We start from the raw sequence: 13,039 nt of genomic DNA on the forward strand, positions 1-13,039 counted from the left end.
CATCCGTCTCGGATGTCGGCGCTTCGGATCGGGGTGTAACGTGTCGGTATGCGCTTCTGCGGCCTCCTTCTTCGTCGCCGCGACGAGTCCTCGATCTAGGACCAACTCGTCGCGGAGGTTGTCGTGGGTCCGCACCAGTGACGAGAGAAGAAGCACCCATCATGCGAAACACCCAGAAGCCCTCCGGCGCCCCGATCCACAAGTACCGCCCGTTCCACGAGCAGATCCGCGTCGAGCTGCCCGATCGCACCTGGCCGGGCAAGCGCATCGAGGTCGCGCCCCGCTGGTGCGCCGTCGACCTGCGCGACGGCAACCAGGCGCTCATCGACCCGATGAGTCCCGAGCGCAAGCGGATCATGTTCGAGCTCCTCGTGAAGATGGGCTACAAGGAGATCGAGGTCGGCTTCCCGAGCGCGAGCCAGACCGACTTCGACTTCGTGCGCCAGCTGATCGAAGAGGACCTCATCCCCGAGGACGTCACGATCCAGGTGCTGACGCAGGCCCGCGACCACCTCATCAAGCGCACGTACGAGTCGATCGCCGGTGCCAAGCAGGCGATCGTCCACCTGTACAACTCCACGAGCGTGCTGCAGCGCGAAGTCGTCTTCCGCACCGATCAGCAGGGCATCATCGACATCGCCCTCGAGGGCGCCCGCCTGTGCCGCGAGTACGAGAAGACGATCCCCGAGACGACCGTCTACTACGAGTACTCGCCCGAGAGCTACACCGGCACCGAGCTCGAGTTCGCCGTCGACGTCTGCAACCAGGTCATCGAGGTCTTCGAGCCGACCCCTGAGCGCAAGGTCATCATCAACCTGCCGGCGACCGTCGAGATGGCGACGCCCAACGTGTACGCCGACTCGATCGAGTGGATGAGCCGGCACCTGGCGCACCGCGAGAACGTCATCCTGTCGCTGCACCCCCACAATGACCGCGGCACCGCGATCGCCGCGGCGGAGCTCGGCTACATGGCCGGGGCCGATCGCATCGAGGGATGCCTCTTCGGCAACGGCGAGCGCACGGGCAACGTCGACCTGGTCGCACTGGGGATCAACCTGCTGACGCAGGGCATCGACCCGCAGATCGACTTCAGCGACATCGACCACGTCAAGCGCACCGCCGAGTACTGCAACCAGCTGCCCGTGCCCGAGCGGAGCCCCTGGGCGGGCGACCTGGTCTTCACCGCGTTCAGCGGGTCGCACCAGGACGCCATCAAGAAGGGCTTCGAGGCGATGGAGGCGCGTGCCCAGGCGGCGGGCGTCTCGGTCGACGAGATCGAGTGGGCCGTGCCGTACCTGCCCATCGACCCGAAGGACCTGGGACGCTCGTACGAGGCGGTCATCCGGGTCAACTCGCAGTCCGGCAAGGGCGGTGTCGCGTACCTGCTGAAGACCGACCACGCGCTCGACCTGCCGCGCAAGCTGCAGATCGAGTTCTCGGGGGTCGTCCAGGCGAAGACGGATGCCGAGGGCGGCGAGGTCTCGAGCGGTCAGATTTGGTCGATCTTCTCCGACGAGTATCTGCCCGCTGCCGCCGCCGACGAGAAGTGGGGTCGCTTCGAACTGCTGTCGACCCGTACGCAGAGCGACATGTCCGGGGAGGTCGCGCTCGAGGTGACGCTCCGCGACGGCGAGGAGCGCGTCTCGGCGACGGGCGCCGGCAACGGTCCCATCGCGGCTTTCCTGAAGGTGCTGGGCGAGCGCGGTTTCGAGATCTCCCTCTACGACTACGTCGAGCACACCCTGGGTGCCGGCGGCGACGCGCACGCGGCCGCGTACGTCGAGCTGCAGGTCGGGGACCAGCGCCTCTGGGGCGTTGGCATCGACGGTGACATCTCGACGGCGAGCCTGAAGGCGGTCGTCTCGGCGGTCAACCGGGCGATCCGCAGCCGCGTGTCCGAGAGTGAGCTCGCCGGCGTCTGAGTCCGCGCGGTCGCCGTCGGGACCGGATCACGGTCTGATGATCGGGATGGTCGAGGTCTCGACGGCGACCTTGCGCCGGTAGAGCGCGCGCTGCTCCGGCAGCGAGATGTCGAACGCGACGGCGAGGACCCGGATGACGGCGGTCACCGCGATGCAGGTGATCGCCGCCGGCACCGCCGCGACGCCGACGAGGTCGAGGACGGCCAGGACGGCGCATCCCACCGCCGCGGCGACGGCGTAGAGCGAGCCGACGTGCATCATCGCGACGGGGAGACCCATGAACACGTCGCGCAGGAGGCCCCCGCCGACCGCCGCGCACGCGCCGACGAAGACCGACGGGATGAGGGGGAGGCCGAGCGCCAACGCCTTGGTCGTCCCCAGTGCGCCGAACATGCCGATCGCGACGGCGTCGAGCGCCACGATGACGGCGTTGAGCCGCTGGAAGAGGTTCGCCAGCAGCATCCCGACGAGGGCCGCGGCGGTGACGGTGATGAGGTATCCGTCGCTCTGGAGGGCGACGGGCGTCGTGTTCAGGAGCAGATCGCGGATCATGCCGCCGCCGAGGCCCATGACGACGCCGATGATCGCGACCCCGAGCAGGTCGAGCCGGCGCTGTCCCTGGAACCCCGAGGCGAACAGGGCGCCCTGTACGCCGCCGAGTCCGACGGCGGTGAGGTCTGCCCAGAGGGGGATGAGGAACTGCGGCTCGGTCACGCCTTCATTGTGCCCGGTCACGGGATAATCGAGGGGTGCCCACTTACCGCGACGAGGTCGTGGTCCTTCGCACCCACAAACTGGGCGAGGCGGACCGCATCGTGACGATGCTCAGCCGTCGTCACGGCAAGGTGCGCGCCGTCGCGAAGGGTGTCCGCCGGACGTCGTCGAAGTTCGGCGCCCGGCTCGAGCCGTTCATGGTCGCCGACGTCCAGATGTACAAGGGCCGCTCGCTCGACATCGTGCAGCAGGCCGAGTCCCTCGGCGCCTACGGTGCGGACATCGCGACCGACTACGACCGGTACACCGCGGCATCCGCCATGTCCGAGACCGCCGACCGGCTCAACGAGGCCGAGACGACGCCGCAGCAGTACCTCCTCCTCGTCGGCGGGCTTCGCGCCCTCGCCCGCGGCGACCACGCCCCGCGGTCGGTGCTCGACTCGTACCTCCTGAGGGTCATGTCGCTCTCGGGGTGGGCGCCGTCCCTGCGGGAGTGTGCGCGGTGCGGTGCTCCAGGGCCGCACGAGTGGTTCGTCGCGCAGCTGGGCGGCATCGTCTGCGCTGCGTGCGCGCCCACCGGTGCTCCGCGGGTGAGTGTCGAGACCGGCGATCTGCTGCGGGCGCTGCTGGCGGGGGAGTGGGATGTGGTGGATGCCGCCTCGTCCGGCGCCACCGCGGCATCCTCCGGCCTCATCGCCGCCTACGCGCAGTGGCACACCGAGCGCGGCATCCGTTCCCTGTCCCACCTGGAGGCGCCTCGGTGAGTCCCAAGCCGTACACGCATCGCGACGCGGTGCCCTATCGACCGCTCGACTGGACCGGGCTGTACCCGCCGGAGTTCCCGAAGGGGACGGTGCCGGGCCACGTCGCGATCGTCATGGACGGCAACGGCCGGTGGGCGAACCGCCGCGGGCTGACCCGGATCGAAGGGCACCGCGCGGGCGAGGAGGTGCTGCTCGACGTCGTCGCCGGGGCGATCCAGGCGGGCGTCAGGCACCTCAGCGTCTACGCGTTCTCGACGGAGAACTGGGCGCGTTCGCCCGAGGAGGTGCGCTTCCTCATGGGGTACAACCGCGACGTGCTGCACCGCCGCCGGGACCAGCTCAACGAGTGGAACGTCCGCATCCGCTGGGCCGGACGCAAGCCGCGGCTGTGGGGATCGGTCATCAAGGAACTGCAGTACGCCGAGCAGCTGACGTCCGGCAACACCGGCCTGACGTTGACGATGTGCATCAACTACGGCGGGCGGCTGGAGATCATCGACGCGATGCGGGCGATGGGTGAGGAGATCGCACGCGGAAAGCTGAAGCCCTCGGCCATCACCGAGAAGACGCTCCGGCGCCACCTGTACGTCCCCGACATGCCCGACGTCGACCTCTTCGTGCGGTCGAGCGGTGAGCAGCGGACGTCCAACTTCCTGCTGTGGGAGGCGGCGTACGCCGAGATGGTGTTCCTCGACACGCTGTGGCCCGACTTCTCGCGGACCGACCTGTGGGGCGCGATCGAGCTCTATCTGGCGCGCGACCGCCGCTTCGGCGGGGCGAAGGACGCCCCGACGTCCTCCTGAGGTCAGTCGGCGGCGCGCGCGGCAGGGCCCGCGAGCCAGCGCTCGACCTCCCGCGGATGCCGGAGGCGCACGACGGGCAGGCCGTACTCGGCCGCGACCCGCGGCATCCGTTCCCGCCAGGTGCCGTGCGTGCGCATCTCCCAGCGCAGGATGTGGTCGGGGTCGCGGAGGACCGTCCACAGGGGAGGCTCGACGTTCCCGTTCCACAGGGGCTGCCGCAGGATGCTGCGCCGCAGGGTGCGTCGCACCAGCCGGGCGCGCGCGATACGACGGGGAAGGTCGAGCCACACCGCGAGGTCGGCGCGCTCGCCGAGCACCTGCCCGCCGCCCGCGCTGAAGTAGTTCCACTCCGACACCCACCGCTCACCGGCGGCGACGCGGCGCACGTCGTCGAGGAACTCGGGCCGGGGCGTCCAGCCCGGTCCGTGGAAGAGCGAGTCAAGCTCGGTGTACTCGAGGTGCCACAGGTCGGCGAGCCGTCGTGCGAGGGTGGATTTGCCCACCCCCGTCGTGCCCGCGATCACGACGCGACGCGGCAGAGCCGGCAGCGGGTCGTCGGCGGAGAGCATCCCGCCAGCCTAGGACGGCGGCGGGAATAGATGCGAGTGCCCGGCGCGTTGCAGGCGATGTGACGGATGCCATCAAGATCGACGTGTGGAGCGACATCGCCTGCCCCTGGTGCTACATCGGCAAGCGCAACCTCGAGACGGGGCTCGCGGCGACGGCGGACGACGCCGACGCCCCCCGCGTGGAGGTGACGTTCCACTCGTACGAGCTGTCCCCGGACACCCCCGTCGACTTCGACGGGAACGAGGTCGACTTCCTGTCGCAGCACAAGGGCATGACACCCGAGCAGGTCAAGCCGATGCTCGACCGGGTGACGGGTGTCGCCGCCGAGGCAGGCCTCGAGTACCGGTTCGACCTGCTGAAGCACACGAACACGGTGAAGGCGCACGAGCTGCTCCACTTCGCCAAGGAGCAGGGTCTCCAGAAGGAGATGACCGAGCGGCTCATGTCGGCCTACTTCACCGAAGGCCGTCATGTCGGTCGCATCGACGACCTCGTCGATCTCGCCGCCGAAGCAGGACTCGATCGGGAGGCCGCGCGCGACGCGCTGGAGTCCGGCCGCTACCTCGAGGCGGTGCGGGCCGACCAGGCGCAGGCGCAGGCCTACGGCATCCAGGGTGTGCCGTTCTTCGTCATCGACGGCAAGTACGGCGTCAGCGGGGCGCAGCCCGCCGAGGCGTTCGCGCAGATCGCACGTCAGGTGTGGTCCGAGCGCGCGGAGGCGTCGGCCGCGAGCTGATCAGGCCAGCGCGTCCTCGATCGCCGCGACCACCTCGGGCTCGTTCGGCTTGGTCTGCGGACGGAACCGGTGCAGCTCGCCGTCCCGCGTCACGAGGAACTTCTCGAAGTTCCACATGACGGGGCCCTTCGCGCGCTCCGCGTTCGGGGTCTTCTTCAGCGCCTTGTAGAGCGGAGCGGCGTGCGAGCCGTTCACCCGGATCTTGTCCATGATGGGGAACGTGATGCCCCAGTTGACGGCGCAGTAGTCGAGGATCTCCTCCATCGACCCGGGCTCCTGCCCCATGAACTGGTTGCACGGGAACCCGATGACCTGCAGGCCGCGCTCGCCGTACGTCTTCTGCAGCTCCTCGAGCTGCTCGTACTGCGGGGCCAACCCGCACTTCGACGCGACGTTGACGATGAGGAACGCCTTGTCGCCGAAGTCGCCCAGTGTCGCCTCCCTCCCGTCGGCCGTAGTGAACGGGATGTCGCGGAGGGAGGGGGTCTCGGTCATGTCTCCACGATAAGACGCGCGCCGATGCCGCAAGCGCTCGCCGTCTGGGAGAATGGGAAGGATATGTCCTCGACCCTCGCACCCCCCGCGCCCCTGCGTATCGGGCCGATCACCCTCGACGCTCCCGTCGTCCTGGCACCCATGGCCGGCATCACCAACACGGCCTTCCGTCGCCTGTGCCGCGAGTACGGTGCGGGCCTCTACGTGAGCGAGATGATCACGACGCGCGCTCTGGTCGAGCGCAACGCCACGACGATGCGGCTCATCCGCCACCACGAGTCCGAGACCCCCCGGTCGATCCAGCTGTACGGCGTCGACCCGGCGACCGTCGAGGCCGCGGTCCGGATCATCGTCGAGGAGGATCACGCCGACCACGTCGATCTGAACTTCGGATGCCCCGTGCCCAAGGTGACCCGCAAGGGCGGCGGCGCGGCGCTGCCGTGGAAGACCGAGCTGTTCCGCGAGATCGTCGAACGCGCCGCGAAGGCCGCCGGCGACATCCCGTTGACCGTCAAGATGCGCAAGGGCATCGACTCCGACCACCTGACCTACCTCGAGGCGGGCCGGATCGCCGAAGGCGCCGGCGTCGCCGCCGTCGCGCTCCACGCGCGGACGGCATCGGAGTTCTACTCGGGCCACGCGGACTGGTCCGCGATCGCGAAGCTGAAGGAGACGGTCACGAGCGTCCCCGTGCTCGGCAACGGCGACATCTGGTCGGCGGAGGACGCCCGCCGGATGATGGCCGAGACCGGTTGCGACGGTGTCGTCGTCGGACGCGGATGCCTCGGCCGCCCCTGGCTCTTCGGTGACCTCGCGCGCGAACTCGGCACCGGCCACGCCGCTCCGCCCGTCGATGCGACCCTCGGGTTCGTCGCGGCCGCGTTCCGTCGCCACGCGGAGCTGCTGGTCGAGTTCTTCGAGGACGAGGACCGCGGCTGCCGCAACATCCGCAAGCACGTCGCCTGGTATTTCAAGGGCTACCCCGTCGGGGGTGACCTGCGGGCTCGCCTCGCGACCGCGTCGAGCCTCGCGGAGATCGACGAGCTGCTCGCGACGCTCGACCTCGACGCGCCGTACCCCGGTGCCGCCGCGGAGGGTCAGCGCGGGCGTGCGGGCACGCCGAAGCGGCCGGCCCTGCCCGACGGGTGGCTCGACTCGCGCGAGATCGGACACGCGGCATCCACTGCCCTTGCGGATGCGGAGCTCGACACCAGTGGCGGCTGAGTCGGGGATCGGCGCGAGCGTGGGCATCGCCGCCGGACGTCCCACGGGCTACGACGACCACGACGCCGAGCGTTTCCACCCGGAGAAGCACCGTTCCCTGCGCGACGGGTTCGCCCGTGACCGCGCCCGGGTGCTGCACTCCGCGGCGTTCCGGCGGCTCGCGGCCAAGACGCAGGTGCTGAGCCCGGCGAGCCCCGACGACTTCGCCCGCAACCGGCTGACCCACTCGCTCGAGGTGGCGCAGGTGGGACGCGAGCTCGCGATCGCGCTCGAGCTCTCGCCCGACGTGGTCGACACGGCGTGCCTGAGCCATGACCTCGGGCATCCGCCCTTCGGGCACAACGGCGAGCGGGCGCTCAACGAGTGGGCCGAGGACATCGGCGGGTTCGAGGGCAATGCGCAGTCGCTCCGGATCCTCGCCCGTCTCGAGCCGAAGGTCGTCGACGACGACGGCGAGAGCTTCGGGCTGAACCTCACCCGCGCGAGCCTCGACGCGACCTGCAAGTACCCGTGGACGGCGGATCACGCGATCCCGGATCCCGGAGGACGCCAGAAGTTCGGTGTGTACGCCGAGGACGAGGCGATCTTCCGGTGGATGCGGCAGGGCGCGCCCGGTCGGGTGCGGTGCATCGAGGCCGAGGTCATGGATCTCTCCGACGACATCGCCTACTCGGTGCACGACTTCGAGGACGCCGTCCTGAACGGCTACCTCGATCCCCGCCGACTCGCGGATGCCCGGGAGCGCGAGGCGCTGCTGACGGCGATCCAGTCGTGGGTCGGGCTCGGGTTCAGCCGCGATGAACTCGCCGATGCGCTGTACCGACTCGTGCGACTTCCCGAGTGGATGACCGACTTCGACGGCACGCGGGCGTCGGTGGCCCGGCTGAAGAACCTCACGTCCGACTTCATCGGGCGCTTCGCTCGTGCCGCGACGGCGGCGACGCGCGAGCACTACGACACGCCCGCGCTGACCCGCTACCGCGGACGGATGATCGTGCCGCGGGTCATCGAGGCCGAGATGGCGGTGCTGAAGGGCACGATCGGGGCGTTCGTCGTGTCGATCGACGGTCGTAAGGGGCTCTACAAGGAGCAGCGTCGGGTGCTGAAGCGCCTCGCGTCGGCTCTGCTGGAGCGCCCGGAACACCTCGATCGGGTGCACGCGGTGGACTTCGCGGCGGCATCGAGCGATGTCGAACGCAAGCGCGTCGTGGTGGATCAGGTGGCGACGCTCACCGACCGTTTCGCCATCGAGTGGCACTCGGCTCTCGTCGGGCCGGTGGACTTGCGCGAACTCGGCCTGTGGCCGGCGGGGTCTCGGGTCGTCGCGAACGCGAGCTTCGCCCTTCCCGAGCCGATCGAAGGTCTCTGATGGCCCGCATCCGGCAGTCCGACGTCGACGAGGTGAAGGCCCGGACGAACATCGCGGACATCGTGGGGGAGCGGGTCGCGCTGAAGTCAGCGGGCGTGGGGTCCCTCAAGGGGCTCTGCCCGTTCCACGATGAGCGCAGTCCGAGCTTCAACGTGCGGCCGCAGGCGGGGTACTACCACTGCTTCGGCTGCGGGGAGTCGGGCGACGTCTACTCGTTCCTGCGTGCGATGGACCACCTGTCGTTCACGGAGGCGGTCGAGCGTCTCGCGGCTCGCATCGGGTATCAGCTGCACTACGAGGACGGCGGTGCTGCGCCCGAGACCGGCGGCCGCACGCGGCTCTACCAGGCGAACACGGCCGCGGCCGAGTACTTCCGCGCGCAGCTCGCGACAGCGGAGGCCGACGCGGGTCGCCGGTTCCTCGGCGAACGCGGGTTCGATGCCGGTGCCGCCGCGCACTTCGGTGTCGGATACGCCCCGAAGGGGTGGAACAACATGCGCGACGCCCTGCGCGCGCAGGGCTTCACCGACGAGGAGTTGGCGACGGCGGGGCTCGTGTCGCAGGGGCAGCGCGGCGTGTACGACCGGTTCCGCGGACGGGTGGTGTGGCCGATCCGCGACCTCACGGGCCAGACGATCGGCTTCGGGGCGCGGAAGCTGTACGAGGACGACCAGGGGCCCAAGTACCTGAACACGCCCGAGACGCCGATCTACAAGAAAGCGCAGGTCCTCTACGGTCTCGACCTCGCGAAGAAGGACGTCTCCCGCTCGCACCGTGTCGTCGTCGTGGAGGGGTACACCGACGTGATGGCGTGCCACCTCGCCGGGGTGACCACGGCGATCGCGACGTGCGGCACCGCGTTCGGGTCGGACCACATCACGGTGCTGCGCCGGGTGATGGGTGACGACAGTGCCTCGGGCGAGGTGATCTTCACGTTCGATCCGGATGCCGCGGGGCAGAAGGCGGCGTTGCGGGCGTTCTCGGAGGAGAAGCGGTTCGCGGCGCAGACATACGTGGCGGTCGCGCCGGACGGTCTCGACCCGTGCGATCTGCGGCTCAATCGCGGCGACGGCGCCGTGCGGGCGTTGATGGACGCGAAGGCGCCGATGTTCGAGTTCGTGATCGACCAGAAGCTGGCCGGGTTCGATCTCGGGAGCGTCGAGGGCCGGGTCGGCGCGTTGCGCGCGGCCGCGCCGATCGTCGCGGAGATCCGCGACTCGTCGCTGCGGCCGGGGTACACGCGGGTGCTGGCGCGCAAGCTCGGGATGGACCTCGGTGAGGTCACTCCGGCGGTGGAGCGCGCGGCGCGCGGGCCGCGCGGCCCGCGGGAGCCGGAGGCGGCTCCGGTCGAGAGGTCCTCGGATGGGGCGGCTCCGTCGCTGCGGGTGACGGTGGCGAGCCTTCCGCGGACGGCGAGCGTGACCCTCGAGCGGGATGCGCTGATGGGTGTGCTGCAGTACGGGCACGTCATCGACCGGGAAGAGGTGGATGCCGCGTTGCAGATCCCGATGGAGCATCCGGCGCTCGACGCGGTGCGCCAGGCCGTGGCGGCGCAGCCGGACCGTTCGCGTGTCGGGTGGTCGACGGCCGCCGTGGACGCGACGCGGGAGCCGTATCGGGGGCTCGCCGCTGAGTTGTTGACGGCGTCGTTCCCGGCGCTGACGGAGGTGGAGGCGACGACGTCGGCGCGTGCGCTGTGCCGTCGGCTTCGGCTGCGGGCGATGGATCGGGAGAAGGCGGAGCTGCTCGGCGCCGTCCAGCGCGTGCCGGCGGACTCCGAGGAGGGTCGCGCGGTTCGGGTCGCGCTGCGGGACCTTGACCAGCGGCGCCGGACGCTGGCTGATCTCGTCTGACGCTTTGTGTGGCCGTGGAGAAACGCGGGATGGTGGGATGCGGGGCGTTCTCCCCGCCGCGTCACGCTCAGGCGTGCTCGCCGGGTTACGCGAGCGAAGCGTTTTCCCCGCCGCGTCGCCCTCAGGCGTGTTCGCTGGGCTACGAGAGCGACGCGCTCTGATTGCCGAGTGATACTCAGAAGGGTGCGGGTTCCGCTGGTGTGGTCGGTGGTGGTGGTTCGGCAGGGGTGAAGGCGACGGCCGGGGTGGGTGCGTCTTCGCGGTAGGTCCTGCCGAGGGGTGAGGTCCATTCGAGGACGCCACCCTTCAGTTGTCGCACCCTCCAGGCGGTGAACTGCTTCATCGAGTGATGCCGTTGGCACAGATGCGCGAGGTTCGACAGTTCTGTTCGTCCGCCGAGGGCGTGATCGTGCGTGTGGTCCACTTCGCAGCGGATGGCAGCGACCCGGCACCCGGGGAAACGGCAGTGCTGATCGCGGGCTTGCAGAAACCGGCGCATCCCCGACGGAACCCGGTACGAATCTGTCGACACCGTGACACCAGTGGTGGGGTCGTGGAACAGGCGTTCCCAGATCTGCGCACCGCCGGCGAGGGTGCGGGCGGTCGCGGGGTCGATGGGGGAGCGGCCCGCGAGGTCGCTCGGTCCGTTGTCCTCGCCGGTGAGGGTCGCGGCGGGGACGAGGATCTGCACACGCGCGCGAATCGCGCCCAACGGACCGGCGGTGGTGTCGCGGGTGTGATCCAGCACCGGGGTCCCGGCGAGGAGAAGGTCGGCGAGCACGTCGGCCCGGACCTGGTCGATGGAGCGCTGGTCGGTGGCGATGATCGTGGTGGCGTCATCGTCGCGGTCGCCGTCACCAGTGCGTGTCGTGGCGGCTTCCCCGAAAGCGTCACCAGCCCCTCCGTGCGCAGCGACGCGTTCGTCACGGGTGTCGATGATCGCCCGCGCTTGCTGCGTGAGCCGGTCGTGAATGCCCTCGGCGATCACCGTCGGGAGGGTCGCGACCACGTCGGACATCCCGTCTCGTCCGGGCACGATCCGGACGCATCGCGTCGCGGCAGCCTCTTCGTGTCGTTCCGCGAACGAGCGTGGGTGCATTCGGTGCGCGAGGATCTCGAGCTCGCCTCGCACCCGGTTCGGGGTGTCCCGTTCACACCGGGTGATCGCGACCTGTTCGAACTCCGGCCACATCTCGGCCGGCAGGCTCGTCCCGGTCTCGAGGATCGCGATCGCGTGCCCGCGGACGATCCGACCCTGCTCCCACGCCTCGATCGTCGCGGGGAAGCCCTCGATCAACGTCCGCGCTTCACCGATCCGGCGTTGCACGGTCCGATCGGTGACCCGCATCACCCCGCCGACCTCGGCCGCGATCGACCGCAGCGCCATGTCATGCACCTGCACCCGCGCATTCCGCTGCGCGGTCTGCGCTTCGGCGAGACGGCCGGCGGCGGCCAGCGCGCGCAGTTCCTCGATCTGCGCGGCGGCGATCCGCCGGGCCGCGGAATCGACGTCCGCAACGACCCCCGCCAGATCAGCGAGATAGTCCTCGCTACCGGGGGTTTCCGCCGCATCCGTCATACCTGCACTCTGCCACTGACCTCCGACATTCACCCCGGCAGGACCGGCCCAGAACACACGTTATGCACACCCCAAGAATGAGAGTCCTCTCATCCTCGTCGGCCGGCCGCGAGCGGATGTCGCGACATCTCACGCCCCGAACAACGCACCGGACCCGCCGCACCCGCACCGCCCCGGACTGGCGCCCGCGTCCCCGACGGATGAGGATGGAAAGCATGCCTCGAGTGACCGAACCGGATGCCGCCATCTACTGCTCCGACCTGTCGATCGCTCGTGTCTCCGCAGACACGCGTGTCGTCGACGGCGTGTCTCTGCGGGTCGCGCCGGGCGAGGTCGTCGCGGTGATGGGCGCGACGGGTTCCGGCAAGTCGAGTCTCGCCTCGTGTCTCGCGGGGGCGGACCACCGCGACCTGCGCATCGTCGGCGGGGTCGGGGAGGTCGCCGGCATCTCCCTTCGTGCACGGGGTCGCGCCCGGCGGGTCCTGACCTATCGCACCGGGCACCTGCGTCAAGGCGCGAACTCGGATCTTCCGGCGCGGCTCACCATCTCGGAGATCGTCGCGGAACCGATCACAGCCCGTGATCGCAAGGTCAACGAGCGCGCCCTCGCGCTGCGGGTCGCCGCGCTGCTCGATGAGTTGCAGCTCCCCATCGGGGCGTCGGAGAAGTACCCCTACGAGCTGAGCTCCGGCATGCGTCAACGCGTCGCAATCGCGCGCAGCCTCGTGCTCGATCCCACGGTCCTCATCGCGGACGAGCCCTATGCGAACCTCGACGTCGACGTCCGGCCCGCCGTCCTCGACGCTCTCCGGCGACGTGTCGACGACGGGATGGCTCTGCTCGTCGTCACGAACGAGCGCGAGCTCGTGGCCGACCTCGAGGCCCAGGTCCTCGTCCTGCGCGCCGGCCACCCGATCGGTGTCGGCCCCACCCTGGACGACGTGCTCTGGACCCCCGACGAAGCGACACGCATCGGCGGCTGATGTCACGAGCACCCCTCGGGCTTTGCT

General features: G+C 69.9%; 12 protein-coding genes. 8 read left to right on the forward strand and 4 right to left on the reverse strand.

What is annotated here, in order from left to right; all coding sequences use genetic code 11:
- Nucleotides 1-161: 161 nt before the first annotated feature.
- Complete coding sequence (gene leuA / locus Q9S36_RS01345) at nucleotides 162-1,922, forward strand: 2-isopropylmalate synthase (RefSeq protein WP_217531460.1); 1,761 nt, start codon at nucleotides 162-164, stop codon at nucleotides 1,920-1,922.
- A gap of 27 nt (nucleotides 1,923-1,949) precedes the next feature.
- On the opposite strand, the gene Q9S36_RS01350 is transcribed toward leuA, so the two are convergent.
- The gene (locus Q9S36_RS01350) at nucleotides 1,950-2,636 is read right to left on the reverse strand and encodes a TRIC cation channel family protein (protein WP_217531459.1); all 687 of its coding nucleotides are present in this window, start codon (nucleotides 2,634-2,636) and stop codon (nucleotides 1,950-1,952) included.
- A 35-nt stretch (nucleotides 2,637-2,671) separates the two neighbouring features.
- Here Q9S36_RS01350 and recO point away from each other — a divergent pair, with 35 nt between their 5' ends.
- Together recO and Q9S36_RS01360 are read left to right on the forward strand one after the other, a co-directional pair.
- Entirely contained in the window at nucleotides 2,672-3,400 is a 729-nt protein-coding gene (recO, locus tag Q9S36_RS01355) for a DNA repair protein RecO (protein WP_311283652.1), read from the forward strand.
- Nucleotides 3,397-4,203 (forward strand): isoprenyl transferase, encoded by an 807-nt coding sequence (locus Q9S36_RS01360; protein WP_311283653.1) that lies wholly within the window; start codon nucleotides 3,397-3,399, stop codon nucleotides 4,201-4,203. The genes recO and Q9S36_RS01360 overlap by 4 nt, the downstream gene beginning before the upstream one ends.
- A 2-nt stretch (nucleotides 4,204-4,205) precedes the next feature.
- On the opposite strand, the gene Q9S36_RS01365 is transcribed toward Q9S36_RS01360, so the two are convergent.
- Entirely contained in the window at nucleotides 4,206-4,772 is a 567-nt protein-coding gene (locus tag Q9S36_RS01365) for an AAA family ATPase (protein ID WP_311283654.1), read from the reverse strand.
- A 59-nt stretch (nucleotides 4,773-4,831) separates the two neighbouring features.
- Here Q9S36_RS01365 and Q9S36_RS01370 point away from each other — a divergent pair, with 59 nt between their 5' ends.
- Entirely contained in the window at nucleotides 4,832-5,509 is a 678-nt protein-coding gene (locus tag Q9S36_RS01370; RefSeq protein WP_253034732.1) for a DsbA family oxidoreductase, read from the forward strand.
- Here Q9S36_RS01370 and Q9S36_RS01375 read toward each other — a convergent pair whose 3' ends face one another.
- Nucleotides 5,510-6,004, reverse strand: coding sequence for a glutathione peroxidase (locus Q9S36_RS01375; RefSeq protein ID WP_311283655.1), 495 nt, complete (start codon nucleotides 6,002-6,004; stop codon nucleotides 5,510-5,512).
- A gap of 63 nt (nucleotides 6,005-6,067) precedes the next feature.
- On the opposite strand from Q9S36_RS01375, the gene dusB reads away from it, so the two are divergent.
- From dusB to dnaG, 3 genes are read left to right on the forward strand one after another with little or no spacing between them, the layout of a single operon-like run.
- Nucleotides 6,068-7,228 (forward strand): tRNA dihydrouridine synthase DusB, encoded by a 1,161-nt coding sequence (gene dusB / locus Q9S36_RS01380; RefSeq protein WP_311283656.1) that lies wholly within the window; start codon nucleotides 6,068-6,070, stop codon nucleotides 7,226-7,228.
- Between the two features lie 19 nt (nucleotides 7,229-7,247).
- Nucleotides 7,248-8,597: a deoxyguanosinetriphosphate triphosphohydrolase gene (locus Q9S36_RS01385; protein WP_396653712.1), complete on the forward strand. Its 1,350-nt coding sequence runs from the start codon at nucleotides 7,248-7,250 to the stop codon at nucleotides 8,595-8,597.
- A complete protein-coding gene (dnaG, locus tag Q9S36_RS01390) occupies nucleotides 8,597-10,450 on the forward strand; it encodes a DNA primase (RefSeq protein ID WP_311283657.1) in 1,854 nt (617 codons plus the stop codon). Before Q9S36_RS01385 ends, dnaG begins: the two co-directional genes overlap by 1 nt.
- A gap of 175 nt (nucleotides 10,451-10,625) precedes the next feature.
- Here dnaG and Q9S36_RS01395 read toward each other — a convergent pair whose 3' ends face one another.
- Nucleotides 10,626-12,029 carry a DUF222 domain-containing protein gene (locus Q9S36_RS01395; RefSeq protein ID WP_311283658.1) on the reverse strand — a complete coding sequence of 468 codons (1,404 nt, stop codon included), beginning with the start codon at nucleotides 12,027-12,029 and terminating at the stop codon, nucleotides 10,626-10,628.
- Between the two features lie 215 nt (nucleotides 12,030-12,244).
- Here Q9S36_RS01395 and Q9S36_RS01400 point away from each other — a divergent pair, with 215 nt between their 5' ends.
- Entirely contained in the window at nucleotides 12,245-13,012 is a 768-nt protein-coding gene (locus Q9S36_RS01400) for an ATP-binding cassette domain-containing protein (protein ID WP_311283659.1), read from the forward strand.
- The last annotated feature ends 27 nt before the right edge of the window (nucleotides 13,013-13,039 follow it).

The sequence above is a fragment of the Microbacterium sp. ARD31 genome (assembly GCF_031844425.1).